Origin of the sequence: Methylobacterium sp. ap11, from assembly GCF_900110515.1 — a bacterium.
GTDB classification, from domain to species: Bacteria; Pseudomonadota; Alphaproteobacteria; order Rhizobiales; family Beijerinckiaceae; genus Methylobacterium; species Methylobacterium ajmalii.
The window spans coordinates 64,085-88,845 of sequence record NZ_FOEB01000006.1; the positions used below are offsets into that span (position 1 = coordinate 64,085).

Genomic DNA, 24,761 nt, shown 5'->3' on the forward strand with positions numbered 1-24,761 from the left:
GGACAGCGGGCGGATCTCGTCTCGTGATGATCCTGCGGCGGGGCCGTGTCTTCCGGACCGTCATGCCGCCGCAAGACATGCGTCGGCGGCCAGCGGGTGCCGCGGCACGGTACGGAGTCTGTCGGAGCGGGTCGCTCTGCTGCGAGTCGCCCGCCCGTGATGCGGCTCGATCCCGACGGCGAGCCCACCGGCCGGGATCGTCCCGGCCGGCGGATCGGATGTGAGAGCATTTCCCGACGAAGCGGGTACCGGTTCGTCGTGGAAAACGCGGCAAAACAAATACTTGGAGAGTTTCGCGATCGCAGCGCGATCGTGAGAGCCCTAGAAGTAGAAGCGCGGGCCGTAGATCCGGCGGTAATGCGGCCGGTAATAGGGACGATAGTAGCGGCGGTAATACGGGCGATAGGCGCGCCGGTAGTACGGCCGGTAATAGTAGCGCCGGTAGGGCCGATAGCCGTAGTAGCGGCGATACGGGCGGTAGCGGTAGTGGCGGCGGTAGTAATACGCCTTGCCGACCAGCGGCGCGGCGGGGGCGGCCTCCGCGGCGAGGGCGCCGGCGATCGGCAGGGCGGCGGCGGAGCTGCGGCTGGTGCCGAGCCCGATCCCGGCGACCAGAAGGGTCAGGACCAGGCCGATCCATCGTAGGGCGCGCATGATGTCGGTCTCCCTCGGGCGGCGCGACGCTCATCGCCGGCGCCCCGTCTGCGACTGGACAACGAGACAGAGAAGGCCCGCCGGATCCGCGGCGGGGCGCCCGCCCGACGACCGAGGGGCGCTTCCCGGACAACTAGATCGCGACGGCCCCGCTTCAATCGACGCATCCCGCAAACGTGAGGACCGGACGGGACGCCCCGCATCCCCTGCGGCACCGGCGCTCGCTTGCCGGGACGGGGCGGCCCGCGTACCTGTCGGGCATCCCCTCGGAGATCCCCGCGCCCATGCCGTTCCGGCCCTTCGACGCCCTGCGCGCCCTCCTGCCCGAGCGGTGGGCGCGCCGCCATCCGGTGGTGCCGGTGGTGCGCCTGAGCGGCGCCATCGGGGCGGTCTCGCCGCTGCGGGCCGGCCTGTCCCTGGGCGCCTGTGCGCCGGCGCTCGAGCGGGCCTTCGGCATGAAGGGCATCCGGGCGGTGGCGATCGTGATCAACTCGCCCGGCGGCTCGGCGGCGCAGTCGCACCTGATCTTCCGGCGCATCCGCGCGCTCGCTGCAGAGGCCGAGGTGCCGGTCCTGGCCTTCGTCGAGGACGTCGCGGCCTCGGGCGGCTACATGATCGCCTGCGCAGCCGACGAGATCTTCTGCGATCCGGCTTCCCTCGTCGGCTCGATCGGGGTGGTCTCGGCGGGTTTCGGCTTCACCGGCCTGATCGAGCGCCTGGGCGTCGAGCGCCGGGTCCACACCGCCGGCAAGGCCAAGGCGATGCTCGACCCGTTCCGGCCCGAGAACCCCGACGACGTCGCCCGGCTCAAGACCATCCAGGCCGACGTGCAGGCGATGTTCACCGATCTCGTGCGCAGCCGCCGCCCGGCCCTGTCGGGCGATCCCGACGAGCTGTTTTCCGGTGCGGTCTGGACCGGGCGCCAGGGCCTGGCGCTCGGCCTCGTCGACGGCCACGGCGACGTGCGCTCGGTGCTGCGGAGCCGCTTCGGCGACACGGTGCGGCTGCCGGTGGTCGAGCAGGCCCGCGGCGGCCTCCTCTCGCGGTTGCTGCGCCGGCGCGAGCCGGGCGCGGTCGGAATCGCGGCGATCGAGGGCATGCTCGCCACCCTGGACGAGCGCGCCGCCTTCGCCCGTTACGGGCTTTAGGGATCAAGGCGCCGCCGGCTCCCGCAGGCTCGCCGGCAGCTGCGTCAGGCACAGGATCTGGTCCTGCCGCTCGTAGGTCTCGCGCTCGCGGATCGCCCGCTCGACCTCGTCGGTGTCGGCGGTGGAGTAGCGCAGACCGAAGGGGATCGAGCCGTCCTTCGGGTAGGCGGCGAGCTTGCGCCGGGTCTCGGCCCGGCAATAAGCGACCCAGTCCGGCGGCAGCCCGAGCCGGCGGGCGGTGGCGGCCACGGCGGCCCCGACCCGGATCTGCGCCTCGCGCTCGCTGCGGGCGAGCGCCCGGTCGTCGAGGCCGTTGATCAGCCCGGTGACCACGAAGCCGAGGGCGACCACGATGCTGACGAGGACGAACAGGCTGCGCATGGTCGAAGCCTGCTCCCACGCGGTGGTTCGGGCGTGAGGCTCCAGATGTCGCGCCGGGCCGCCTTGGCAACCCGGCGCGACGGGATCCTCAGTTGCCGCGCAGGAGCGCCTCGAGCACCTTGGCGCCGGGACGGCCGGTCTGCGGCATGCCCAGGCGCCGCTCGACGTCCTTGATCGCCTCGCGGGTCTTGGCGCCGACCTTGCCGTCCGGCTCGCCGACGTCGTAGCCGCGGGAGGCGAGCGCGCTCTGGAGGCTGCGGCGCTCGGCGCGCGACAGGGGCGGGTCGTCGGTCGGCCAGGCGGTCTGCACGCCGGCCTTGCCGCGCAGGCGGTCCGACAGGACCGCGATGGCGAGCCCGTAGGACTCGGCGGCGTTGTAGGAGTAGATCGCGTCGAAGTTCTTGGTCACCAGGAAGGCCGGGCCGGTGGCGCCGGCGGGCGCCAGGATGCCGACCGGCCCCTCGGCCGAGAGCGGCCGGCCGTCGAGGCGGGTGACGCCGAGCGAGGCCCAGTGCCCCACCGGCTTCTTGTTCTTGCGGCCCGCCGCCGCGACGTTGAAGCCCGGCGGCAGCCGCACCTCGTAGCCCCAGGGCTGGCCGTTGTGCCACTTGGCGACGCGCAGGAAGTTGGCGGTGGAGCCGACCGCGTCCGGTACCGAATCGACCACGTCGCGCCGCCCGTCGCCGTCGAGGTCGACGGCGAGGCGGTGATAGGTCGTCGGCATGAACTGGGTCTGGCCGAAGGCCCCGGCCCAAGAGCCGGTCAGGCGCTCGGGCGCGATGTCGCCCCGGGCGATGATCTTGAGGGTGGCGATCAGCTCGCCCTTGAAGAAGTCGCGCCGGCGGGTGCCGCCGCAGGCGAGCGTCGCCAGCGACTGGACCAGCGGCATCTTGCCGAGGTTCTTGCCGAAATTCGACTCGACGCCCCACACCGCCGCGATGGTGTAGCGGTCGACGCCGTAGCGCGACTCGGCCAGCGTCAGGGCGCTGGCGTGCTGGCGCATGGCGGCGCGGCCGTCATCGACCCGCTCGTCGTCGACGAGGGCGGCCATGTAGTCCCAGATCGGCGTCTTGAACTCGGGCTGGGCCTGGGACAGCTCGATGACCTTGTCGTCGAAGCTGATCCCGGCGGTGGCGGCCTGGAACGCCGCCGGCGACACGCCGGCCGCCGCGGCCTCCTGGCCGATTCCGGCGAGGCAGGAACGGAAATCCGCCAGCGCTGCCTGGGGCAGGCCGAGGCCGGCGAGGCAGAGCAGGGTGGCGGCCTTGAGGGTCGCGCGCCGCGTCATGCAGAAATCTCTCCCGTTTCGCCGATCCAAGCACCGGAATAGGGCGTCATCAGGGTTAAGGAAAACCTGACGAACTCGGCGACCGACGGGAGATCCGCCGCGGCGAACGGCCCATCGGCCCGGCGGGATTATTTTTGTCGGAGAGCATCATGCCCGGAAAGGCGTCTTGCTCCGTCGGTGCCGGCTTGACGTGAGCGGAAGGTCCCAACCCACCCACAACCTCATCCCGAGGTGTTGGTCGATTGCAAATCGACTGGCCTCGAAGGAAGGCCTCCAGTTCGCGCAGGGGTGACTGGAGCCCTCCTTCGAGGTCAGTCCATCTGCGATGGACTGACACCTCAGGATGAGGTCGTGGGCGAGAGGAAAAATACCCTTTAGTGCCGCATCAGACGATCAACCACGCTCTCAGGCCCAGGGGCGCTCGGCGAGTTTCTGCTCGTAGGCGTCGATCGAGGCGGCCTTCTCGAGGGTCAGGCCGATGTCGTCGAGACCGTTGATGAGGTTGTGCTTGCGGCCCGGATCGATGTCGAAATGCAGGGTGCCGCCGTCCGGCCCCTTGATGATCTGGTTCTCCAGGTCGATCGTCAGCGTCGCGTTGGCGCCGCGATTCGCGTCGTCGAGGAGCTTTTCCAGGTCCTCGGGCGACACCGTGATCAGCAGGATGCCGTTCTTGGCGCTGTTGTTGAAGAAGATGTCGGCAAAGCTCGTCGAGATGATGCAGCGGATGCCGAAATCGGCCAGCGCCCACGGCGCATGCTCGCGCGAGGAGCCGCAGCCGAAATTGTCGCCCGCCACCAGGATCTTGGCGTTGCGGTAGGCCGGCTGGTTGAGGACGAAGTCCGGGTTCTCGGAGCCGTCGTCGCGGTAGCGCATCTCGGAAAAGAGGCCCTTGCCGAGGCCGGTGCGCTTGATCGTCTTGAGGTACTGCTTGGGGATGATGCGGTCGGTGTCGACGTTGACGATCGGCAGCGGCGCCGCGACGCCCTCGAGAACGGTGAACTTGTCCATTGTGTCTTCGTCCGAGATGCGTGCCGCGCGGGAAGGACCCGCGCGGCGCCAGTTCGGAGGTGTTCTAGCAACTCGCCGGTGCGGCGGGAAGCGCGTGCCGCGTCACCGCGAGCGGGTCGCGCTCAGCGCGACCCCGACAGCTCCAGCACGTCGTCGAAGGTCCTGAGCCCCGGACGCGGCGAGTTCACCAGCACCGCCATGTTGCCGGGCGCGTGCTGGTTCTTCCACATCTTGGTGTGGGCCTCCGGGATCTTGTCCCAGGGGAAGAGCTCGCTCATGCAGGGATCGACCCGGCGGTCGATGACGAACTGGTTGGCGGCCGCCGCCTGCTTCAGGTGGGCGAAGTGCGAGCCCTGGATGCGCTTCTGGCGCATCCAGACGTAGCGGGCGTCGAAGGTGATGTTGAAGCCGGTCGTGCCGGCGCAGAACACCACCATGCCGCCGCGCTTCACCACCAGTGCCGAGACCGGGAAGGTCGCCTCGCCCGGGTGCTCGAATACGATGTCGACGTCGTTGCCCTTGCCGGTGATGTCCCAGATCGCCTTGCCGAACTTGCGGGCTTCCTTGGTCCACTCGTTGAACTCGGGCGAGTTGACCTTGGGCAGCTGGCCCCAGCAGTTGAAGTCCTTGCGGTTGATGACGCCCTTGGCGCCCAGGCTCATGACGTAGTCGCGCTTCGACTCGTCGGAGATGACCGCGATGGCGTTGGCGCCGGCCGCCGCGCAGAGCTGCACGCCGAACACGCCGAGGCCGCCCGACGCGCCCCAGATCAGCACGTTCTGGCCCGGACGGATGGTGTGGGGCGCGTGGCCGAACAGCATCCGGTAGGCCGTGGCGAGGGTGAGCGTGTAGCAGGCGCTCTCCTCCCAGGTCAGGTGCTTGGGCCGCTTCATCAGCTGGCGCGACTGCACCCGGCAGAACTGGCCGAAGGACCCGTCCGGGGTCTCGTAGCCCCAGATGCGCTGGGTCGACGAGAACATCGGGTCGCCGCCGTTGCACTCCTCGTCGTCGCCGTCGTCCTGGTTGCAGTGAACGATGACCTCGTCGCCGACCTTCCAGCGCTTCACCTTGGCGCCGACCGCCCAGACGATGCCCGAGGCGTCCGAGCCGGCGACGTGGAAATCGGCCTTGTGGACGTCGAACGGCGAGATCGGCTCGCCGAGGCCCGCCCAGACGCCGTTGTAGTTGACGCCCGCGGCCATCACGAGGACGAGCACCTCGTCGTCGCCGATCGACCAGGTCGGCAGGACCTCGATCTGCATCGAGTCTTCCGGCGGTCCGTGCCGTTCGCGCCGGATCGCCCAGGCATACATCTTGGACGGGACGTGACCCAGCGGCGGGATCTCGCCGATCTCGTAGAGATCCTTGATCTCGGTCCCGCCCTTCGGGGACCCACCCTTCGACACCGGATCCAGAGCGGCGCTCGCTGCCATCGTGGTCCCTCCCTTGAAATATTGCAGTGCACCGTGGATCCTAGCGGTGTTCTAAGGGGCCTCCAATAGCCCTTTTGGCGATCGGTGCGACTTGTCGGCCTTAGGTCAAGGGTGACGGTCGACCCGGGCGTGTCTACCATCCGGGCGCGAGTGGGCACCGCCCACCGGGCCGGTCAACGAGGGCGAGGGCGGAAATGGGCGAACCGGAGGTCAAGCGCGACAAGCCGTGGATCATCCGCACCTATGCGGGCCATTCCACGGCCGCGGAATCGAACGCGCTCTACCGCGGCAACCTCGCCAAGGGGCAGACCGGCCTCTCGGTCGCCTTCGACCTGCCGACCCAGACCGGCTACGACCCCGACCACGAGCTCGCCCGCGGCGAGGTCGGCAAGGTCGGCGTCTCCATCGCGCATCTCGGCGACATGCGGACCCTGTTCCAGGACATCCCGCTCGCCCAGATGAACACCTCGATGACCATCAACGCCACGGCCCCGTGGCTGCTGGCGCTGTACCTCGCGGTGGCCGAGGAGCAGGGCGCCCCGTTCTCGGCGCTGCAGGGCACGACCCAGAACGACATCATCAAGGAATACCTGTCGCGGGGCACCTACGTCTTCCCGCCGGGGCCCTCGCTCAGGCTGACCAAGGACGTGATCCTGTTCACGACGAGCCAGGTTCCGAAGTGGAACCCGATGAACGTCTGCTCGTACCACCTGCAGGAGGCCGGGGCGACGCCGGTCCAGGAGCTCTCCTATGCGCTGGCGGTCGCCATCGCGGTGCTCGACACGGTGCGGGACGATCCCGATTTCGACGAGGCGAGCTTTTCCGACGTGGTCGGGCGGATCTCGTTCTTCGTCAATGCGGGCATGCGGTTCGTCACCGAGATCTGCAAGATGCGGGCCTTCAGCGATCTCTGGGACGAGATCACCCGCGACCGCTACGGCATCACCGACGAGAGAAAGCGCATCTTCCGCTACGGTGTCCAGGTGAACTCGCTCGGGCTCACCGAGCAGCAGCCCGAGAACAACGTCCACCGCATCCTGATCGAGATGCTCGCCGTCACCCTCTCGAAGCGCGCCCGCGCCCGTGCCGTGCAGCTGCCGGCCTGGAACGAGGCGCTCGGCCTGCCGCGCCCCTGGGACCAGCAATGGTCGATGCGGATGCAGCAGATCCTCGCCTTCGAGACCGACCTGCTGGAATACGACGACATCTTCGACGGCTCGGTCGCCATCGACGCCAAGGTCGAGGCGCTGAAGACCGAGACCCGGGCCGAGCTCGCCCGGATCGGCGCGCTCGGCGGCGCCGTGACCGCGATCGAGACCGGCCTGATGAAGCGGGCGCTGGTCGAATCGAACGCGAGGCGCATCGCCGCGATCGAGCGCGGCGAGCAGGTCGTGGTCGGCGTCAACAAGTTCCAGAACGGCGAGCCCTCGCCGCTCACCTCGGGCGACGGCTCGATCTTCACGGTCTCCGAGACGGTCGAGATGGAGGCCCAGAGCCGCATCAAGGCCTGGCGCAGCCAGCGCGACGCCGCCGCGGTCGCGGCGGCCCTCGACGAGCTCGAGGCCGCCTCCCGCGAGGGCCGCAACGTGATGCCGGCCTCGATCGCCTGCGCCAAGGCCGGCGTCACCACCGGCGAGTGGGGCGAGCGCCTGCGCCAGGTCTTCGGCGAGTACCGCGCGCCGACCGGCGTGACGCCCGAGACCGCGACCTCCGGGGCCGCCGAGGAGGCGCGCCTCCTCGTTGCCGATCTCGGCGAGCGACTCGGCGAGGCGCCCAAGCTCGTCGTCGGCAAGCCCGGCCTCGACGGCCACTCGAACGGCGCCGAGCAGATCGCGCTGCGCGCCCGCGACGTCGGCTTCGACGTGACCTACGACGGCATCCGCCAGACCCCGGCCGAGATCGTCGCCAAGGCGCGCGAGCGCAACGCCCACATCATCGGCCTGTCGATCCTGTCGGGCTCCCACGTCCCGCTGGTGCGCGAGGTCCGGGCGCTGCTGCGCCAGGAAGGCCTCGACCATATCCCGGTCGTCGTCGGCGGCATCATCTCGTCGGAGGACGAGCTGGTGCTGAAGAACATGGGGGTCGCGGCGGTCTACACCCCGAAGGACTACGCCCTCGACACGATCATGGTCGGCCTCGCCAAGGTGGTCGAGCGCGCGATTGCCCGCCGCGACGCGGAAGCCGCGGAGCCGCGGCGCGAGGAGGTGTTCTGACGGCGGGACGCAGGATCCGCCTTCCCCGACACGGCCTCCAGGGATCGGTGCGCCCCCTGGAGGCCTCCTTCGAGGTCAGTCGATCCTCGATCGACTGACACCTCAGGATGAGGTCGTGCATGGAACAGTTGTGCGGGCACCCGGCCCGGGTGACGGCCGTCAGAGAACGACCCGCATCAGGACCGTGACCACCACCGACGCCGCCGCGGCGAGGCCGAGGGCGAGCGGGCTGTCGATGGTGCGGTAGCGCGAGATGTCCGCGACGGGCGCCGCGGCCCGGGGGGCGGTGGGCGGGGACGCCTCGCGCCTCGCCGGGTTCAGGGCGGGGTGTCCGGTCACGCTCGCGCTGGTCACGGCCGTCGTCATCGCGGTTCCTCCTCGTGGATCGCCGCCCATGATGGCCGCGCCCGGGGAGGGGGCCTTGATCCAGCGCAAGCGCGCTCGCCCGCAACCGGCGTTTTCGCGCGCCGCGGGACGAAAGGGATTTCAGCGCAGCGTCAGGATGTCGGCGAACACCGCGTCCCAGGCCGCCCCGTCCATCGCCACGAGGCCGAGGCTGCGCAGGAAGAACGCGCCCTCGGCGGCGAAGAACGCGGTGCGGGCGCGGCGCTCGGCGTCGCAGGCGGGATCGAACTTCGCGATCCAGCCGGCATACCAGTCGCGGACGCGCCGGAGGTGCTCGGGCGATTGCAGCAGCGTCACCAGCATGCCGACCATCCGGGTCTGGGCGACCTCGTCGATCCGGCCGGCCGCGGCGATGTAGTGGCGGGTCTGCTCCAGGGTGTCGGCCCCCGACGGCAGGCTCTGGGCGAGCTCGGCGTCGAGCGCCGTCATCCAGCGCTCGACGATCGCCGCGATCAGGTCGTCCTTGGTGCCGAAGCAGTATTGCAGGCCGCCCTTGGTGATGCCCGAGGCCTTGGCGACCGCCTCGAAGGTCAGGGCCGCCGCGCCGTCGCGCAGCACGATCGCCTCGGCGGCCTCCAGCACCTTGTCCCGGTCGATCGTGCGCGGTCGCCCCATTCCGAACCCCCTTTTCAATCCATACGTATGGATTTAAACGCGGGCCTCGCATCGCGCAACCGACCGGAGGTCAGATGCCGTCCCCGCGCCGAAACTCCCGGCTCCTGCCGCTCGCCCTAGTCTGCCTGTCCGCGGCCGCCTGCAAGCCCGCCTCCGAGGATCGGTCGGCCGCCGCGGCACCGGCACCGGACGTCTCCGTGGCGCGGGCCGAGGCGGCGACCGTGCCGCGCCTCGTCGATCTGCCGGGGCGCCTCGTGCCGACCCGCGTCGCCGAGGTCCGGGCCCAGGTCGCCGGCATCATCCAGGAGCGGGCCTTCGCGGAGGGGAGCCTCGTGCGCAAGGGCGACGTGCTGTTTCGCATCGACCCCTCGGTCTACCGCGCCGAGGTCGACGCGAAGGCCGCCGCCCTCGCCCGCGCCGAGGCGACCCGGATCCAGGCGCTGCGGCAATCGGAGCGCACCGAGACGCTGGTGGAGAGGCAGGCCGCCAGCACCGCGCAGGCCGACATCGCCACCGCGACCCTGCGCCAGGCCGAGGCCGACGTGGCGAGCGCCCGGGCCCTGCTCGCCCGCGCCCGGATCGATCTCGACTTCGCCACCGTGCGCGCGCCGATCGACGGCCGCATCGGCCGGGCCCTCGTCACCGAGGGCGCCCTCGTCAGCCAGGGCGAGGCGACAAAGCTGGCGCTGATCCAGCAGGTCGACCCGATCTTCGCCGACTTCAACGCCGCGGCCTCCGAGGCCGGCCTCCTCGCCGAGCGGGCGGCCGGCCGGGACGGCCCGGAGGTGCGGCTGGTGATGCCCGACGGGTCGCTCCACGGCGATGCCGGGCGGCTGCTGTTCACCGACGTGAGCGTCGATCCCGGCACCGGGCAGGTCTCCCTACGGGCGACCTTCCCGAACCCGGCCGTCGCGCTCCTGCCGGGCACCTATGTCCGGGTACGCCTGGCGCAGGGGATGGCGGCCGGCGCCGTCGTGGTGCCGGCCCAGGCGATCCAGCGCTCGAGCGCGGGCGTGCCCCAGGTCTACGTCGTCGGCCCCGACCGGACGGCCGCCCTGAGGCCGGTGCGGGTCGGCGCGCTCACCGAGTCCGGCTGGATCGTCGAGGACGGCCTGCGGCCGGCCGAGACCGTCGTGGTCGAGGGCTTCCAGAAGATCCAGCCCGGCCTGGCGGTGAACCCGCTGCCCTGGCCGGGCGCGCGCACCGCTGCCGCGAAGCCCTGACGACACGATCCCACGGGACGAGGACCGGCCATGACCCGCTTCTTCATCACGCGCCCGATCTTCGCCTGGGCGATCTCGATCTTCATCATGCTGGTGGGCGCGATCGCGATCGCGTTCCTGCCGGTGTCGCAATACCCGGACGTCGCCCCGGTCACGATCCAGGTGACGGCGACGTATCCGGGCGCCCCGCCCGAGCGGCTCTACGACGGCGTCACCCGGATCGTCGAGGAGGAGCTGAACGGCATCCCGGGGCTGATGTACTTCGAATCGACCAGCGACACCTCGGGCCAGGCCCAGATCATGGCCTCGTTCGCGCCGGGCTCGGACCCGGCGAAGGCGACCGTCGCGGTGCAGAACCGGATCAAGCGGGTCGAGGCGCGGCTGCCCCGTGCGGTGGCCCAACAGGGCGTGATCGTCGAGGAGGCGAGCACCAGCTTCCTGCAATTCGTCGTGGTGACCTCCCGCGACGGCGCCTTGAGCGAGAGCGATCTCGGCGACCTCGCCGCGCGCCGCCTGCTGGGCGAGCTGCGCCGGGTGCCGGGGGTCGGGCGCGCCACCCTGTTCTCGTCCGAGAAGGCCCTGCGGATCTGGATCGATCCGGCAAAGCTCGTCGGCTTCAACCTGACGCCCGCCGACGTGACGGCCGCGGTGGGGGCGCAGAACGCCCAGGTCGCCTCCGGCCTCGTCGGCGCCCAGCCGGCCCGGGACGACCAGCGCATCGCCGCGAGCGTGCTGGTGAAGGGCCAGCTCACCGGCATCGCCGAGTTCGAGGAGATCGTGCTCCGGGCCAACCCGGACGGCTCGCTGGTGCGCCTGCGCGACGTCGCCGAGGTGAGCCTCGGCGCCCAGTCCTACGCGATGCAGACCCGCCAGGACGGCCGCCCGGCCGCCGGCATCGGCATCCAGCTCGCGCCCGGCGGCAACGCGCTCGCCGCCGCCACCGGCGTCAAGGCGAAGATCGCCCAGCTGCAACGGACGCTGCCGGCGAATGTCAGCGTCACCGTGCCCTACGACACCACGCCCTTCGTCGAGGTCTCGATCAAGAAGGTCTTGATGACGCTCGCCGAGGCGATGGCCCTCGTCTTCGCGGTGATGTTCCTCTTTCTCCAGAACATCCGCTACACGATCATCCCGACGATCGTGGTGCCGGTGGCGCTCGCCGGCACCTGCGGCGCGCTGCTCATGGCCGGCTTCTCGATCAACGTGCTGACGATGTTCGGCATGGTGCTGGCGATCGGCATCCTGGTCGACGACGCGATCGTGGTGGTGGAGAACGTCGAGCGGATCATGGCCGAGGAGGGCCTGCCCCCGAAGGAGGCCACCGCCAAGGCGATGGGCCAGATCACCGGGGCGATCGTCGGCATCACCTCGGTGCTGGTGGCGGTGTTCGTGCCGCTCGCGTTCTTTCCCGGCTCGGTCGGGGTGATCTACCGGCAATTCGCGGTCAGCATGGCGACCTCGATCGCGTTCTCGGCCTTCCTGGCGCTCTCGCTGACGCCGGCGCTCTGCGCCACGCTCCTCAAGCCCGTCGCCCCCGGCCACGGCCACGCGGGCACCGGCTTCTTCGGCTGGTTCAACCGCCGCTTCCGGGCCGGCACGCTCGCCTACCGGGCCGGTGTTTCCGGGATGCTGCGCCGGCCCGTGCGCGCGCTCCTCGTCTACGCTGCCCTGGTGGCGGCCCTGGGCTGGGGCTACGCCCGGATGCCGTCGAGCTTCCTGCCGGTCGAGGACCAGGGCTACGTCATCGTCGACGCCCAGACCCCGCCGGAGGCGGCCACCGCCCGCACCCGCGACGTGGTCGAGCGGATCGAGGCGCATTTCGCCGCCGAGCCGGCGGTGGCGGGCCGCACCACGCTCCTCGGCTTCGGCTTCTCGGGCCAGGGCCAGAACGCCGCCATCGCCTTCGTCACGCTCAAGGACTGGGCCGAGCGCGGCCCGAACGACGGCGCCGAGGCGGTGAGCGCGCGGGCGAACGCCGTGCTGGGCGGCCTGCCCGACGCCGTCGCCATGTCGCTCTCGCCCCCGGCGATCGAGGCGCTCGGCAATTCGAGCGGCTTCTCGTTCCGCCTCCAGGACAAGGCGCAGCAGGGCTACGCGGCGCTCGCCGCCGCCCGCGACCAGCTCCTCGCCGCGGCGAGCCGGAGCCCGGTGCTGGCCGGAATCTACGTCGAGGGCCTGCCGACGGCGCCGCAGATCGAGCTTCTCCTCGACCGGCAGAAGGCCAGCGCGCTGGGCGTGACCTTCGCGGACGTCAACGACGCGCTCTCGACGAGCCTCGGCTCGGCCTACGTCAACGACTTCCCCAACCAGTCCCGGATGCAGCGGGTGATCGTGCAGGCCGAGGCCGCCGCCCGGATGAAGGCGGAGGACCTGCTCGACCTCTTCGTGCGCAACGCCGCCGGCCAGATGGTGCCGCTGCGCTCCTTCGCCCGGGTCTCCTGGACGATGGGGCCGTCGCAGGTCGTCGGCTTCAACGGCTATCCGAGCATCAAGATCTCCGGCAGCGCCGCGCCGGGCTTCGCCAGCGGCGACGCGATGGCCGAGATGGAGCGCCTGGCCGCCCGGCTTCCCCCCGGCTTCGACTACGCCTGGACCGGGCAGTCGCTGCAGGAGAAGCTGTCGGGCTCGCAGGCCGTCTACCTCCTGGCGCTGGCGCTGTTCTGCGTCTTCCTGTGCCTGGCGGCGCTCTACGAGAGCTGGTCGATCCCGCTCGCCGTCCTGCTCGTGGTGCCGACCGGCGTGGTCGGGGCGGTCTTCGCCATGCTGGCCCGGGACATGCCGAACGACGTCTACTTCAAGGTCGGGCTGATCACGGTGATCGGCCTCACCGCCAAGAACGCGATCCTGATCATCGAGGTGGCCAAGGACCTGGTGGCGCAGGGCCGGCCGGTGCGCGAGGCGGCGCTCGAGGCCTGCGGCTTGCGCTTCCGGCCGATCGTGATGACCTCCTTCGCCTTCATCCTCGGCGTCGTGCCGCTCGCGATCGCCACGGGGGCCAGCATGAACAGCCAGCGGGCGATCGGCACCGGCGTGCTCGGCGGGATGATCACCGCCACGGTGCTGGCGGTGTTCGCGACCCCGCTCTTCTACGTGCTGATCGCCTCCGGCCTGCGCCGCCGCCGGACCGCGGCGGCCCCCGCCGCGCCTGTCCGCGCCGAGGTCGGGTGAGCGGCCTCCCGCTACAGCGAGCTGCCGCCGCAGACCACCAGCTGCTGGCCGGTCGTCGCGGCGGCCTCCGGCGACAGGAAGTAGGCGACGGCGGCCGCGACCTCGTCCGGCCGGATGAAGCGGCCGAGCGGCGGCAGCTTCGGCGAGACGGCGCCCCGCGACGGATCGGTCAGCATCGGGGTCTCGGTCGCCGCCGGGGCGACGACGTTGACGGTGATTCCCCGGGGCATCTGCTCGGCGGCCCAGGAGCGGGCGAGCCCGACGAGGGCCGCCTTCGAGGCCGCGTAGGCGCCGCGCCCCGCCGCGCCCGCGGCGGTGCGGCTGCCGACGAGCACGACCCGTCCCCCCGCCGCCATGCGCGGGACGAGGAGGTCGGCGAGACGGCTCGCCGCCTCGACGTGGAGCCGCCACATCGCGGCGCCGTCCTCCGGGGGCAACTCGCCGAGGCGGCCGACCCGCAGCAGGCCGGCGGCGTGGACGAGGGCATCGACCCGCAACTCGCCGATCGCCGGCGCGATGGCGTCGAGGTCCGAGAGGTCGAGGGCGAGGGGGCGGTAGCGCGGATGCGCGGGCCCGCCCGCGCTCCGGCTCACGCCGGTGACCTGCCAGCCCTGGTCGAGCAGGCGGGCGACGATCGCCGCGCCGATCCCCGAGCTCGCCCCCGTGACGAGGGCGTGGCGCACCGCCTCACTCACCGGCCGCCACCCAGGCCTCGCTCACCCGCACGTGCTTGATCGCCTGGCGGTGATACGTGAAGGCGATGTGGATCGCCCCGTCCGGCGTCTGGGTGACGGACGGATACGACAATTCCCGGTTCGAGCGGTCGCGGGAGTTGTTGGTCATGCAGTAGCCGTCGCCGGTCTCGACGTCGCGCCGCTGCGGCCAGGTGCGGCCGCCGTCGGGCGAGATCGCGAGGGTCAGCGGAGCCCGCGGGGTGCCCCAGAACGCCGTGCGCTTGTCCGGGTCGACCGGGGCCGGGGCGGCGTCGGAGGCGGGCTCCTCGTCCTCGATCTCGTCGTAGAGCGAGGCCCGGCGCTCGGTGGCGGCCTCGGCGTTGGTCGCGTTGAAGACCAGCGCGACGTGGCCGTTGGCGAGCACAGTCGCCTGGATCGACGAGTTGTTGTTCGGCAGCTCCGTCGGCACCGGGGCCGACCAGGTCTCGCCGTTGTCGGTCGAGCGGCTCTCGTAGATCGAATCGGCCCAGCGGCTGCGGTAGAGCGCCAGCAGCGTGCCGTCGTGGAGGGCGAGCACGTTCATGTGCACGGCGCCGGTGCTGTCGGGCACCGCCACCTCGCGCCAGGTCTTGCCCTCGTCCGACGAGATCATCACCGCGCTGGTGTCGTCGTCGCCGACCCATTTGGCGCCCGGCACGCTCGGGCAGTGGAAGATCGGCAGGAGCCAGGTGCCGTTGCCCAGCACCGCCGGCGGCTGGCGCACGAAGGTGCCGCAGCCCGGCCGCTGCGCGAACAGGGTCTCGATCGGGCCCCAGGTCGTGCCGTGATCGTGCGAGATCCGCCGGCGCACCAGGGCGGTGTCCTGGTTGCCCGAGACCTGCGCGGTCCAGATCAGCCACAGATCGCCGGTCGGCGCGTTGAACAGGATCGGGTTCTGCTCCGAGCGGGCGGGATCGTCGGAGAGCTTCTGCGCCGCACTCCAGGTGTCGCTGCCGGCGGGCAGGCGGGCGCCGTAGACCGAGATGTCGGCCATGCCCTCCTGCGTGCCGCCGAACCAGACGCAGGCGAGGTCGCCGTTTCGCAACGGCATGATGTTGGCGGCGTGGTTCTGCACGCAGGGGCTCGGGATGAAGGCCTCGCGGCGGAGGGGGTCTCCGGCGACCGGCCGGACCTCCCCGGTGCGGTCCATCGGTGTCTGGACGGTGTCGAGCATCGGTGTCTCTCCGGGGTCAGGCGGTGGTGGCGGGGCGGACGGGCTCGGCCTGCTCCTTGGCCTGCTCCTTGTCGCCCCAGCGGAAGACGCGTTCGATGCCCATCACGACGAGCGGCGCGAGCGCGGCGATGTACATGTTGTCGACCCCGTAGGGGTTGCCGAGCGCGTACCAGACGGTGGTGGCGAGCGCCGCGCCGAGGAGCCCCAGCGTCGCGCCGCGGTTCGAGCCGAACCAGGGCAGGTAGAAGCCGACCATGGCGACGATCGAGATCGACAGGCGAAGCGCGCGGGTGAAGAACGACAGCTTCAGGATCTCCGGGATGAAGAACACGAAGACCAGCGGCACCACGGCGATGACCAGCGAGAACACGCGGGTCATGCGCAGCTCCCGGGCCGCGTCCGGCTTCCAGTACGGCACGTAGAAGTCGCGCACGACCAGCGACGCGATGGCGAGCGCCACGGTGCTGACGCTGACGAAGATCGAGGCGACGAGCGAGGTGGTGACGACGCCCGCCAGCAGCGGGTGCATGGTCTTCAGGAAGATCGGCAGCGCGTAGAGGCTGTTCATGCTCGGGTAGAGCGTCTTCGCTGCGAGCCCGATCAGGGCCAGCACGATGCCGAGCGGCAGGCAGAACGCCGCCGCGTAGAGGGCCGAGGCCCGGGCCGCGGACGCGCTCTTCGTCGAGGAGATCGCCTGGACGATGAACTGAGTCGAGAAGATCGCCCCGACCGTGCCGAAGGTCCAGGCGAAGATGGTGGCAGCGCCGATCTTGCCGTCCCAGCTGAAGTATTCGGGCGGAAGCGCCGCCTGCATCGGGGCGATGCCGCCGGTGGCCGAGAGCGCGACCCACAGGATGATGCCGATGCCTGCGACCTTGATGGCGCTGTGCAGGATCGTCACCCAGGCGATGCCCTTCAGCCCGCCGAACACGTAGTAGAACGTGCTCACCGCGGCGATGATGCACATCGCGGTCGGGATGTTGACCCGGAGCGCCGTCGAGATCGCGGCCGCGCCGCTGACGTAGTTGCCGACGTTCACGAGCAGCAGCGCGTAGATCATGATGACCGAGACGGTCATCATGGTCGACTTGCCGTATTTCTGCGCGATCGCGGCCGAGATGGTGTACTCGCCCGAATCGTAGATCCGGCGGACGATCAGAAGCCCGAACAGAAGGAAGCCGATCGAGGCGCCGAGCACCGACCAGGCGGCGGCGATGCCCGAGTTGAACGCTTCCTGCGCGGTGCCGACCGTCGACTTGGCGCCGACGAATTCCGACATCAGCAGCACGCCGACGACGAGCGCCGGCATCGAGCGCGACGCGGTCATGAACTGGGCGTTGGTGCGGCTGCGCAGCTTCAGGGTCAGCCAGCCGGTGAACAGGATGTAGGCGACCACCATGGCCGCGATGGTCAGGCTCTCGCCCTCGGTGAATTCATGCATGGGCGTGTCCTCGGGTAATATATTAGTAATTAACGAGTCGGTGACCCACCCCTTTCCCGGACGACTGACGCGTCAGCGGAAGGGGATCCGGGAACCAGGGCAAAAAGTCGCGAAGCGTCCGTCTATTCGCAACGTCGCGTCATACAGAGCCGATTCGCAGTATTTCCTCTGCTGGATCCCGGATCTCCTTCCGCTGACGCGTCAGTCGTCCGGAAAAGGGCCGTGAAGGGGATGAGAAACCTGACCGGCATCTTGGCGCGCCGTTTCCGGGCCGATCTCAGGAGGCCCGGGCCAGTCCGTCGGTCGTCCCCAGCAGCGCGCTGCGCTCGGCCTCGGTCAGGGGCATCAGCGGCGGGCGCAGGCGGTGCCAGCCGGCATCGCCGGTGCGCTCCGCCGTCATCGCCTTGAGCGAGGCCATCTGGGCGAAGCGCGAGGCGCGCTCGCGGGTGGCCACCACACGCGCCTGCGCCGCCGCGACCGCGTCGGCCTTCGCCGGATCGGCGTGGTGGTCGAAGACGAAGCGCAGGTCGCGGGCGCAGAGGTTGGTGGTGGCGGTGATCGCGCCGGCCCCGCCGACCTTCAGGAGCGGCAGCATCAGCGGGTCGGCCCCGGCCAGCACCGAGAAGCCCGGGAAGCGCTCGATCAGCGCCGTCATGTGGGCGAGGTCGCCGGACGAATCCTTGATGCCGGTGACGATGCCGGGAAAGCGCTCGCGCAGGGCCGCGATGACCCCGTGGGGGATCGCCACGCCGGACATCTGCGGGATGTGGTAGAGCACCACCCGAAGGCGGTCGTCGCCGACGCCCTCGATGATCCGCGAATAGGCCGCGACCAGCCCGTCCTCGGAGACGCCCTTGTAGTAGAACGGCGGCAGCAGCACGACCGTGGCGACGCCGACCGACAGCGCGTGGCGGGTGAGCGCCACCGACTCGGGGATCGCCGCGACGCCGGTGCCGGGCATCAGCTGCGCGGGCGCGACGCCCCCGGCAAGCGCGGCCTCGAGCAGGCGCATCCGCTCGTCGGACGAGAACGAGTTCGCCTCGCCGGTGGTGCCGAGCAGCGCGACGCCGGTGCAGCCCTCCTCGACCAGGTAGCGGCAATGGGCGGAGAAGGCCGAATAATTCGGGTTGAGATCGGAATCGAGGGGCGTGAGGGCGGCGCAGAAGACGCCGCGCGGGAAGACGGGATCGGTCATGAGATCGGTCATGGGATCGGCGCTCCTCAGCCGGCGGCGTGGTAGAGGGCGAGGATCTGCTCTTGGCTGATCTCGCGCGGGTTGTTGTCGAGGAGCCGGCGGATGGCGTGGGCCTCCGCCGCCATGGCGGGCAGGTCGCCGGCCGGAACGCCGTGGGCCGACAGGCGCATGGCGATGCCGAGATCGGCGCACCAGCGCGTCGTCGCCTCGACCACCGCCGCCTCGTCGTCGCTCTCCGGCAGGCCGAGCGCCGCCATCACCTGGCAGGTCTTTTCCGGCACCGCGGGCGCGTTGAAGGCCAGCGTGTGGGGGAAGATCACCGCGCAGGCGAGCCCGTGCGGGATGTGGTGGCGGGTGCCGAGCGGATAGGCGACGGCGTGGCCCGCCGTGGTGTTGACCGGACCGAGGCAGAATCCGCCGTAGAGCGAGGCGAGCGCCAGCCCGGCCCGGGCCTCGCGGTCGCCTCCGTCGCGCACGGCGCGGGGCAGGAACCGGCCGACGAGGCGGATCCCCTCCAGCGCGTAGAGATCGATCAGCGGGTGGGCCTTCCTGCTGGTGAAGGCCTCGACGCAATGCGCCATGGCGTCGACGCCGGTGGCGGCGGTGACCGCGGCCGGCACCGTCATGGTGAGATCGGGGTCGATCACCGCGGCGTCGGCCAGCATGAAGCGGCTCTGCACCGCGAGCTTGTTCTGGGTGGCCGGATCGGTGACCAGCGCCCGGGTGCCGCCCTCGCTGCCGGTGCCGGCGGTGGTCGGCACCTGGATCAGGCCGATGCGTCGGCCCCGCACCTTCTCGGGGCCGACGACCTCGTGCAGGGTCTGGCCGCTGCCCGGCAGCACCGCCACGAGCTTGGCGAGATCCATGGCGCTGCCGCCGCCGAAGCCGACGACGAGGTCCGGGTTGATCTCCTCGGCGAGTGCCAGCGCCCGCTCCAGGTTCGGGATGTCGGGCTCGGGCTTCACCTCGCCGAACACCCGCACCTCGCCGGGCAGGTCGAGGAGGTCGACCCGGGCGGCGTTGAAGGCGTCGGCGACGACTAGGATGGTGCGGGCACCCATCGCGCGGGCGCGGCGGCCGACCTCCGCGACGGTGCCGGAGCCGAAGGCGATGTCCGGGCGGACGATCTCGATGGGGGTGGAGAGAGGGTTCACGCGGCGCTCCTCTGGGTGATCGCGCCGTTGGCGGCGAGACGCTCGGCGTATTCGATGGCCTCGATCAGGCTGCGCTCGTTGGCGATGCCGCGGCCGGCGATGTCGAAGGCGGTGCCGTGATCGACCGAGGTGCGGATGATCGGCAGGCCGAGCGTGATGTTGACGCCCGACAGATCGACCCAGCGGCCGGTCTCGGGGTCGACCTCGAAGCCGAGGAGCTTGACCGGGATGTGCCCCTGGTCGTGGTACATCGCGACGACCGCGTCGTACTGGCCAGCCCTCAGCTTGACGAAGACCGTGTCGCCCGGGACCGGGCCGACGATGTCGAGGCCGTCGGCCACCTTGCCGGCGATCACCGGCGCGCTGACGTCGATGTCCTCGCGGCCGAACAGGCCGCCCTCGCCGGCATGCGGGTTGAGCGCCGCGATGGCGATGCGGGGCTTGTCGAGCCCGATCCCCTTCAGGGCCGCATGGGTGAGGTCGATGACGAGGCGCAGCCGCTCGGGCGTCAGGCGCTTGGGCACGTCCTGGAGCGCGACGTGGGTGGTGACGTGGCTCACCCGCATGTTGCCGTGGGCGAGCATCATCACCGAGCCGCGCACGCCGGTGAGGTCGGCCAGCATCTCGGTATGGCCGGCATAATGGTAGCCGGCGAGGTTCAGCGCCTCCTTGTTGAGCGGCGCCGTCACGATCCCGCCGATCGTGCCGGCGAGCGCGAGATGCACCGCCCGCTCGATCGCCTTGAAGGCGAAGCGGCCGCCATCGGCGCTGAGCTTGCCCGGCTCGATCGGCGCCCCTTCCGCGTCGGCCTGGAGGCAGCAGAGCGCCGGCCACTCGCCGTCGCCGGAGACCTCCGGGATCTCGACGCCGAGGCCGAGCGCGCTCTCCGCCCGCTTGAGCGCCGGGTTGCTGCCGATGACGACGAGCTTCAGGTCGCCGGAGGCCAGGCGGTCGCGCAGCTTGTGCGCGGCCTTGACGATGATCTCGGGGCCGATCCCGGCGGGATCGCCCATGGTGATGGCGAGGTGACGGGTCACGCGACGGTCCTTTCGTGAATGAGGCCGTTCTCGCGCAACAGGTCGCGCCAGACGGCGGGCGTGCCGAACGCCCCGGATTTCGAGATGATGGCGGTACCGTCCCACAGGCCGCCGCGCATCCGCGAGCGGGGCAGGCCCGGGGCGACCTGGCCGGTGACGACCAGGGACTCGGTCCGCAGCGCGAGGCAGAGCGCCTTCAGCGTCTCGCCCCCGGCGACGATCAGGGTGCCGGGCGGCGGCAGGGCGCGGGCGAGGCGCCCGAAGGCGGCGGCGATGCGGGAGGCGGCCTCGTCCCGGGCAATGCCCGGGGCGAGCGCGAGGCTGACGAGGGCGACGCCCTTTGCGCCGAGCCGGTCGGCGACGGCGCCGGCATGGTCGCCGTCCGCGCTCAAGGCCAGCCGGTGCTCCGGGCAGGCCGCGAGCTGGCCCTCGGTCTCCGGCCGGTCCGAGCCGAACAGGCCGAGGACCGGGCCGTGCAGGCCTCCGCCGGCGGGGGCGGGCGCGGAGCGCGCGAGCGCCCCGGCGAGGCCGCCGCTGCCGCACCACAGGACCGGCGCGCCTGTCCCGAGCGCGGCGATCCGGTCGAGATCGTCCTCCTGCGCCGCGTCGTAGACGGCGACGCCCTCGACGAGCCCGTCGGCGACCACGGCGCGGCGGGCCGGCACGCCGACCGCCCGCAGGGCCTCGGCGATGTCGTCCGAGACCGGCTCCCACCCCTCGCCCCGGCGGGCGAGCTGGCGGCCGTCCAGGGTTTGGCGGCCCTGGTAGGGGAAGGCCGGGGCCACGATCGCGTGACGCCATCCGCCGAGGCAGGCGGCGAGCTCCGCCGCCCAGGGCCCGCGCAGCAGGCTGTCGAGCTTCTTGAAGGCGAGGTCGGCGCCCGCCAGCATCGGGGCCGCCCCGGCGGCGATCCGGGCCGCCGTGGCCGCGTCGCGCTCGCGAGTGCCGGTGTCGAGGGCGAGGCTGCCGCCCGAGGGGAGGGCGGCGCCGACCCATGCGACCTCCACCGGCCCGACGAGCCCGGTGAAGCCGGCCGTCGTGTCGAGGGTGCCGGTGAGGTCGTCGGCGAGGAGGCGCAGGGTCGGCATCGGGCTCATGCGCGGCCGACCGCCCCTGACAACCTGACAACATCGGCGACCACGCCAGTGGAGCCGAGCCGAACCATCGCGACGGTGGCGCCGACGCGGCAGGCGTCCCGATCGACGGTATCAGGCAACCGGGCGTCAACCGGTATCAGGACGTGGGCGTGTCCGGCCGGTGCGATGCGCCGATCCGCCAAGCCGCCAGCCTCCTGCATGCCCGTCCCTCCCGTTCGGCGCCCAGACAAGCGCTCGATTTGTTGTAAACTTGTCATGCGGTACGGGAGTCGGGGTGGGGTTGTCAAGCGGGACTCCCGCGGCGGATCGCGAGCGCTCCCGATTGCCTCGGCGGCGCGGTCCTGGCAGATTCGGCGGCGGCAGGTGCCGCCAGCCGCTCGCGTCCCTCGGGGGATACGGTGAAGGCACCACGTTCTGATTCTCTCCGGCAGTCCTTCTCGGGATGCTCAGCCCGGCGACGGATCGGCAATGCGAGCCCCGATGACCCGTCGCCGGCGCAGGAGACTGCCATGCCGACACGCGACCCACCGACGCGCGACCAGGCGAAGACGATGGCCAGGCGGCTGCGATCCGCCCTGGCGATCCGCCGGATCGACCTCTCGCACGCCGACAGCCTCGAACTCGTCGCGGCTTCTTTCGACCTGCGCGACTGGAACACCGCCGCGGGCCTCCTCGACGACGACCGGCCGGACCGCATCGCCTTCCATCGGACAAGTCCGATCCTGCGCATCTTCGACGTGGCGAAGGCCCGCGAGTTCTACTGCGGTTTCCTGGGCTTCGCGGTGACGCTCGAACACCGTCACGAGCCCGGCCTGCCCCTGTACATGGCCGTCGCGCGGGCCGGCCTGGAACTCCATCTCAGCGAGCATCACGGCGATGCCAGCCCCGGCTCGACGGCGTTCGTCCGGATGACGGGGGTGCGGGATTTCCACGCGGAGCTGATCGCGAAGAACTACGGCTACGGCCGGCCCGGGCTCGAGCGGTTGCCCTGGGGCGAACAGATGGAGGTGCACGACCCGTTCGGGAACCGGATCCGGTTCTGCCAGGCGCACGGATAGGCGACGGGACGGCGGGTGCGGCCGTGCCCTCGGCGGGTCCGGCCGCGCCTGTCCCGCCTACAGCGACAGGTCGAGCATCCGCCCCTCGAACAGCCGGTCGCGGGAGGAGCAGATGTGGCGGTGCATCCGGTCGCGGGCGGTCTCGGAATCGCCGTCGCGGATCGCCGCGAAGATGGCGCGGTGCTCGTCGAGCACGCCCTGCAGGCCGGAATTGGGGCCGAGCAGCGCCAGGCCGTGGATCTTCATGCCGACCGCGATGTGCGATTGCAGCGCCTGGAGCGAGGCGCCGTAATAGTGGTTGTTCGAGGCTTCGGCGATGGCGAGGTGAAAGGCGAAATCGGCGTCGTCGCGGTGCTGCTGCTGGCGCGTCGCGGTGTTCATCAGGTCGAGGGCGGCGAGGATGCGCTCCAGCGCCGGGCCGTTGCGGCGCAAGGCGGCGTAGCGGGCCGCCTCCGGCTCGATGGTGAGGCGGAACTCGTAGCAGCGCTGGATGTCGGCGATGCTCTCGACGGGGGCGTAACCCAGAGCCGGGGCCCTGCCCTGGCTGCGCACGAAGCTGCCGGCGCCCTGGCGCGAGACGATGACGTTCTCCTGCCGAAGCCGCTCCAGCGCGGCGCGGACCACCGGGCGCGAAACCTTGTAGCGGGATGCCAGCTCGTTCTCGCTCGGCAGCTTCTGGTTCTCGCCGTAGGTGCCGCCGGCGATCTCGGACAGGATGCCGTGATAGACCCCCTCGGCGAGGCCCGACGCCCTCGCCGGGCCCTGCGGCTCGGCCCCGACGGCCTCCTGCACTGCCGATTCCATCGCGCCCGCGCCCTCCTCACCCGTTCCTGACAACCTCTATGCCGCCCTTCGCGGCGCGGGCGCAAGCTTGTTAAATGTTGTCAGGGGCGCGGAGGGCGCCGGGGGTCAGCGCTGCCCGTTCCTCAGCGCTGCCCGTCCCATTTGGCGATGGCCTCCTTGGCGAGCCCGCCGACGCGCGCGTGCGGGCGACCGCCGGTGGTCATGGCGAGCGCGAACAGGATCTCGTCGGCGCGCGGCCCGTCCGCTAGGGCCACGGTGACGCCGTCGAAGTGGGAGCGGACATAGGCCGCGTCCTTGTGGTGGATCGGCACGTCGAGGGACGCGCCCATGCCGCCGACCTTCGTCATCGACGGCACGATGGCGAGCGCCTGGCCGAGCAGCTCGCGCATCGCGTAGCCGCCGGGGACGTGCCAGAGCGCACCGTGCTCGAGCTCGCCCGACGTGCCGACGAGCGAGCCCTTGCCGTAGGCCTCGATCCGGCCCGGATCGCCGCCGAGCGCGTCGAGGAGCTTGCGGGCGCACTCGACGCCGAGGGGCTTGAGCGCATCCATCATCGGGGTGATCTCGGCCTCGTAGCGGCCGGCGAAGGGGTTCCGCACCAGGCAGGCGACCGACCCTTTGAGGATCGGGGTGTCGAGGACGGGGCCGCCGTCGTGGCGGACCTCCTCGACGGTGACGACGATCTTGCGGACCTCGATCATGGGCGGATCTCCCTCGGTTCTTCGAGAAGCACGGACTGGCCCTGCAGCATCAGGGCGGCGGAACGGATCAGGCCGGCGGCGCGCATCGCCGCGGCGCGGGCCCGGCCAGCCTCGAGGGCGGCGGCGATCTCGTCCGGCGACAGGGCCGGCACCGCCACGGTGACGAGGCGGGGCCCGAGGTCGGAATCGGGGTCGAGGTCGCTGGCCGGCGTGCGCTCCACGCCCGGATGCCCGGGCAGGTCGACCGCGTTGGCGATCAGCGTCGCGGCGGCATCCGCCGCCGCGGCGTCGCGGGCGAGCACCGTCACCGAATCGGCGAGCCCGAGGGAGAAGGACCGGCCCTGCCGCCCCGAGGTGGCGATGCCGCCGATGCCATCCCGATGGCGCAGGATCACCCGGCCGTTCACCGCCGGCACCGGGCCGCGGGAAAAATCCGCCGCCACGCCGATCGCCAGGGTCTCGTCCTCGGTGAGGTGGAGCGCGATGTCGCCGCCGTCGTTGACGAAGGCCTTGTCGAGGGGAGCGGCCCCGCACATCGCCGCGAGGATCTCGTCGGCCACCGCGCCCGCCACCGCGGCCATCGGGGTGAGGAACCCCTTGTGCGGCCGGCAGGCCGCGACCATCCGGCGGGCGATCGCGCCCTCGACCCGCGGCCGCTCGCTCATGGACTTGCGCAATTCCGGCAACTCGCCGACGAGCTCGCCCAGCACCGTCGCGAAGCGATCGACGGCGGCGCGGTGCGCCTCGGCCACCGCAAAATCCGCCCCGAAGGCGCGCAGCACCAGGTCGATCGGCCCGTGCTGCAGATGCAGCCGGCCATCCGCCAGGATCTGGTGTGCCGGGCCGTCCAT

The 24,761-nt window shown here is 71.3% G+C and carries 23 protein-coding genes; 5 read left to right on the plus strand and 18 right to left on the minus strand.

Translation table 11 applies throughout. From position 1 onward, the window contains the following. Positions 1 to 321 precede the first annotated feature (321 nt). A complete protein-coding gene (locus tag BMX97_RS10625) occupies positions 322 to 654 on the minus strand; it encodes a hypothetical protein (RefSeq protein ID WP_244538374.1) in 333 nt (110 codons plus the stop codon). Positions 655 to 938: 284 nt separating this feature from the next. Here BMX97_RS10625 and BMX97_RS10630 point away from each other — a divergent pair, with 284 nt between their 5' ends. Continuing rightward, positions 939 to 1,802: a S49 family peptidase gene (locus tag BMX97_RS10630; RefSeq protein WP_091749190.1), complete on the plus strand. Its 864-nt coding sequence runs from the start codon at positions 939 to 941 to the stop codon at positions 1,800 to 1,802. Positions 1,803 to 1,805: 3 nt separating this feature from the next. On the opposite strand, the gene BMX97_RS10635 is transcribed toward BMX97_RS10630, so the two are convergent. From BMX97_RS10635 to ccrA, 4 genes are all read right to left on the minus strand, one after another. After that, positions 1,806 to 2,183, minus strand: coding sequence for a hypothetical protein (locus BMX97_RS10635; RefSeq protein ID WP_060849923.1), 378 nt, complete (start codon positions 2,181 to 2,183; stop codon positions 1,806 to 1,808). Between the two features lie 88 nt (positions 2,184 to 2,271). Then, the gene (locus tag BMX97_RS10640) at positions 2,272 to 3,471 is read right to left on the minus strand and encodes a lytic murein transglycosylase (RefSeq protein WP_091749193.1); all 1,200 of its coding nucleotides are present in this window, start codon (positions 3,469 to 3,471) and stop codon (positions 2,272 to 2,274) included. Positions 3,472 to 3,876: 405 nt separating this feature from the next. Then, positions 3,877 to 4,479: a 3-isopropylmalate dehydratase small subunit gene (gene leuD, locus BMX97_RS10645; RefSeq protein ID WP_091749196.1), complete on the minus strand. Its 603-nt coding sequence runs from the start codon at positions 4,477 to 4,479 to the stop codon at positions 3,877 to 3,879. A 122-nt stretch (positions 4,480 to 4,601) separates the two neighbouring features. After that, a complete protein-coding gene (gene ccrA / locus BMX97_RS10650) occupies positions 4,602 to 5,912 on the minus strand; it encodes a crotonyl-CoA carboxylase/reductase (RefSeq protein WP_091749200.1) in 1,311 nt (436 codons plus the stop codon). Positions 5,913 to 6,106: 194 nt separating this feature from the next. On the opposite strand from ccrA, the gene BMX97_RS10655 reads away from it, so the two are divergent. Continuing rightward, positions 6,107 to 8,125, plus strand: a complete 2,019-nt coding sequence (locus BMX97_RS10655; protein WP_091749203.1) for a protein meaA — start codon at positions 6,107 to 6,109, stop codon at positions 8,123 to 8,125. 159 nt (positions 8,126 to 8,284) lie between these two features. Here the strand turns inward: BMX97_RS10655 and BMX97_RS10660 are convergent, their stop codons facing one another. Both BMX97_RS10660 and BMX97_RS10665 read right to left on the minus strand, forming a co-directional pair. Next, positions 8,285 to 8,491: a hypothetical protein gene (locus BMX97_RS10660; RefSeq protein WP_091749205.1), complete on the minus strand. Its 207-nt coding sequence runs from the start codon at positions 8,489 to 8,491 to the stop codon at positions 8,285 to 8,287. 120 nt (positions 8,492 to 8,611) lie between these two features. Next, positions 8,612 to 9,145: a TetR/AcrR family transcriptional regulator gene (locus BMX97_RS10665; protein ID WP_060850140.1), complete on the minus strand. Its 534-nt coding sequence runs from the start codon at positions 9,143 to 9,145 to the stop codon at positions 8,612 to 8,614. A 74-nt stretch (positions 9,146 to 9,219) separates the two neighbouring features. Between BMX97_RS10665 and BMX97_RS10670 the strand changes: the two genes are divergently transcribed. Beyond that, positions 9,220 to 10,368, plus strand: a complete 1,149-nt coding sequence (locus BMX97_RS10670) for an efflux RND transporter periplasmic adaptor subunit (protein ID WP_091749207.1) — start codon at positions 9,220 to 9,222, stop codon at positions 10,366 to 10,368. A gap of 30 nt (positions 10,369 to 10,398) precedes the next feature. Then, positions 10,399 to 13,536: a multidrug efflux RND transporter permease subunit gene (locus BMX97_RS10675; RefSeq protein ID WP_091749210.1), complete on the plus strand. Its 3,138-nt coding sequence runs from the start codon at positions 10,399 to 10,401 to the stop codon at positions 13,534 to 13,536. Positions 13,537 to 13,547: 11 nt separating this feature from the next. Here the strand turns inward: BMX97_RS10675 and BMX97_RS10680 are convergent, their stop codons facing one another. The 8 genes from BMX97_RS10680 to BMX97_RS32805 form a co-directional block, all read right to left on the minus strand. Continuing rightward, positions 13,548 to 14,231 carry an SDR family NAD(P)-dependent oxidoreductase gene (locus tag BMX97_RS10680; RefSeq protein WP_091749212.1) on the minus strand — a complete coding sequence of 228 codons (684 nt, stop codon included), beginning with the start codon at positions 14,229 to 14,231 and terminating at the stop codon, positions 13,548 to 13,550. Beyond that, a complete protein-coding gene (locus BMX97_RS10685) occupies positions 14,224 to 15,423 on the minus strand; it encodes a sialidase family protein (RefSeq protein ID WP_091749214.1) in 1,200 nt (399 codons plus the stop codon). The genes BMX97_RS10680 and BMX97_RS10685 overlap by 8 nt, the downstream gene beginning before the upstream one ends. Positions 15,424 to 15,439: 16 nt before the next feature. Continuing rightward, a complete protein-coding gene (locus BMX97_RS10690) occupies positions 15,440 to 16,864 on the minus strand; it encodes a sodium:solute symporter family protein (RefSeq protein WP_091749216.1) in 1,425 nt (474 codons plus the stop codon). 277 nt (positions 16,865 to 17,141) lie between these two features. Continuing rightward, the gene (locus BMX97_RS10695) at positions 17,142 to 18,071 is read right to left on the minus strand and encodes a dihydrodipicolinate synthase family protein (protein ID WP_244538375.1); all 930 of its coding nucleotides are present in this window, start codon (positions 18,069 to 18,071) and stop codon (positions 17,142 to 17,144) included. A gap of 14 nt (positions 18,072 to 18,085) precedes the next feature. Then, entirely contained in the window at positions 18,086 to 19,213 is a 1,128-nt protein-coding gene (locus BMX97_RS10700; RefSeq protein ID WP_091749218.1) for an iron-containing alcohol dehydrogenase, read from the minus strand. Further along, positions 19,210 to 20,250 (minus strand): 4-hydroxythreonine-4-phosphate dehydrogenase PdxA, encoded by a 1,041-nt coding sequence (gene pdxA / locus BMX97_RS10705; protein ID WP_177202184.1) that lies wholly within the window; start codon positions 20,248 to 20,250, stop codon positions 19,210 to 19,212. Before pdxA ends, BMX97_RS10700 begins: the two co-directional genes overlap by 4 nt. Further along, positions 20,247 to 21,338, minus strand: a complete 1,092-nt coding sequence (locus BMX97_RS10710) for a four-carbon acid sugar kinase family protein (RefSeq protein WP_091749923.1) — start codon at positions 21,336 to 21,338, stop codon at positions 20,247 to 20,249. The genes pdxA and BMX97_RS10710 overlap by 4 nt, the downstream gene beginning before the upstream one ends. 5 nt (positions 21,339 to 21,343) lie before the next feature. Continuing rightward, on the minus strand, positions 21,344 to 21,547 hold the full coding sequence (locus BMX97_RS32805; protein ID WP_091749220.1) for a hypothetical protein: 204 nt from the start codon (positions 21,545 to 21,547) through the stop codon (positions 21,344 to 21,346). 309 nt (positions 21,548 to 21,856) lie between these two features. Between BMX97_RS32805 and BMX97_RS10720 the strand changes: the two genes are divergently transcribed. Further along, positions 21,857 to 22,405, plus strand: coding sequence for a glyoxalase superfamily protein (locus BMX97_RS10720; RefSeq protein WP_091749222.1), 549 nt, complete (start codon positions 21,857 to 21,859; stop codon positions 22,403 to 22,405). A 57-nt stretch (positions 22,406 to 22,462) separates the two neighbouring features. On the opposite strand, the gene BMX97_RS10725 is transcribed toward BMX97_RS10720, so the two are convergent. From BMX97_RS10725 to BMX97_RS10735, 3 genes are all read right to left on the minus strand, one after another. Further along, on the minus strand, positions 22,463 to 23,209 hold the full coding sequence (locus BMX97_RS10725; protein ID WP_091749224.1) for a FadR/GntR family transcriptional regulator: 747 nt from the start codon (positions 23,207 to 23,209) through the stop codon (positions 22,463 to 22,465). 122 nt (positions 23,210 to 23,331) lie between these two features. Next, a complete protein-coding gene (locus BMX97_RS10730) occupies positions 23,332 to 23,910 on the minus strand; it encodes an amino acid synthesis family protein (RefSeq protein WP_091749226.1) in 579 nt (192 codons plus the stop codon). Continuing rightward, positions 23,907 to 24,761 carry a UPF0280 family protein gene (locus BMX97_RS10735; protein ID WP_091749229.1) on the minus strand — a complete coding sequence of 285 codons (855 nt, stop codon included), beginning with the start codon at positions 24,759 to 24,761 and terminating at the stop codon, positions 23,907 to 23,909. The genes BMX97_RS10730 and BMX97_RS10735 overlap by 4 nt, the downstream gene beginning before the upstream one ends.

What these genes read in the sequence shown, in the direction of transcription:
- BMX97_RS10625 (WP_244538374.1), bottom strand. Translation starts at nt 654, where the DNA reads ATGCGCGCCCTACGATGGATCGGCCTGGTCCTGACCCTTCTGGTCGCC.
- BMX97_RS10630 (WP_091749190.1), top strand. Translation starts at nt 939, where the DNA reads ATGCCGTTCCGGCCCTTCGACGCCCTGCGCGCCCTCCTGCCCGAGCGG.
- BMX97_RS10635 (WP_060849923.1), bottom strand. Translation starts at nt 2,183, where the DNA reads ATGCGCAGCCTGTTCGTCCTCGTCAGCATCGTGGTCGCCCTCGGCTTC.
- BMX97_RS10640 (WP_091749193.1), bottom strand. Translation starts at nt 3,471, where the DNA reads ATGACGCGGCGCGCGACCCTCAAGGCCGCCACCCTGCTCTGCCTCGCC.
- leuD (WP_091749196.1), bottom strand. Translation starts at nt 4,479, where the DNA reads ATGGACAAGTTCACCGTTCTCGAGGGCGTCGCGGCGCCGCTGCCGATC.
- ccrA (WP_091749200.1), bottom strand. Translation starts at nt 5,912, where the DNA reads ATGGCAGCGAGCGCCGCTCTGGATCCGGTGTCGAAGGGTGGGTCCCCG.
- BMX97_RS10655 (WP_091749203.1), top strand. Translation starts at nt 6,107, where the DNA reads ATGGGCGAACCGGAGGTCAAGCGCGACAAGCCGTGGATCATCCGCACC.
- BMX97_RS10660 (WP_091749205.1), bottom strand. Translation starts at nt 8,491, where the DNA reads ATGACGACGGCCGTGACCAGCGCGAGCGTGACCGGACACCCCGCCCTG.
- BMX97_RS10665 (WP_060850140.1), bottom strand. Translation starts at nt 9,145, where the DNA reads ATGGGGCGACCGCGCACGATCGACCGGGACAAGGTGCTGGAGGCCGCC.
- BMX97_RS10670 (WP_091749207.1), top strand. Translation starts at nt 9,220, where the DNA reads ATGCCGTCCCCGCGCCGAAACTCCCGGCTCCTGCCGCTCGCCCTAGTC.
- BMX97_RS10675 (WP_091749210.1), top strand. Translation starts at nt 10,399, where the DNA reads ATGACCCGCTTCTTCATCACGCGCCCGATCTTCGCCTGGGCGATCTCG.
- BMX97_RS10685 (WP_091749214.1), bottom strand. Translation starts at nt 15,423, where the DNA reads ATGCTCGACACCGTCCAGACACCGATGGACCGCACCGGGGAGGTCCGG.
- BMX97_RS10690 (WP_091749216.1), bottom strand. Translation starts at nt 16,864, where the DNA reads ATGCATGAATTCACCGAGGGCGAGAGCCTGACCATCGCGGCCATGGTG.
- BMX97_RS10695 (WP_244538375.1), bottom strand. Translation starts at nt 18,071, where the DNA reads ATGACCGATCTCATGACCGATCCCGTCTTCCCGCGCGGCGTCTTCTGC.
- BMX97_RS10710 (WP_091749923.1), bottom strand. Translation starts at nt 21,338, where the DNA reads ATGCCGACCCTGCGCCTCCTCGCCGACGACCTCACCGGCACCCTCGAC.
- BMX97_RS32805 (WP_091749220.1), bottom strand. Translation starts at nt 21,547, where the DNA reads ATGCAGGAGGCTGGCGGCTTGGCGGATCGGCGCATCGCACCGGCCGGA.
- BMX97_RS10720 (WP_091749222.1), top strand. Translation starts at nt 21,857, where the DNA reads ATGCCGACACGCGACCCACCGACGCGCGACCAGGCGAAGACGATGGCC.
- BMX97_RS10725 (WP_091749224.1), bottom strand. Translation starts at nt 23,209, where the DNA reads ATGGAATCGGCAGTGCAGGAGGCCGTCGGGGCCGAGCCGCAGGGCCCG.
- BMX97_RS10730 (WP_091749226.1), bottom strand. Translation starts at nt 23,910, where the DNA reads ATGATCGAGGTCCGCAAGATCGTCGTCACCGTCGAGGAGGTCCGCCAC.
- BMX97_RS10735 (WP_091749229.1), bottom strand. Translation starts at nt 24,761, where the DNA reads ATGGACGGCCCGGCACACCAGATCCTGGCGGATGGCCGGCTGCATCTG.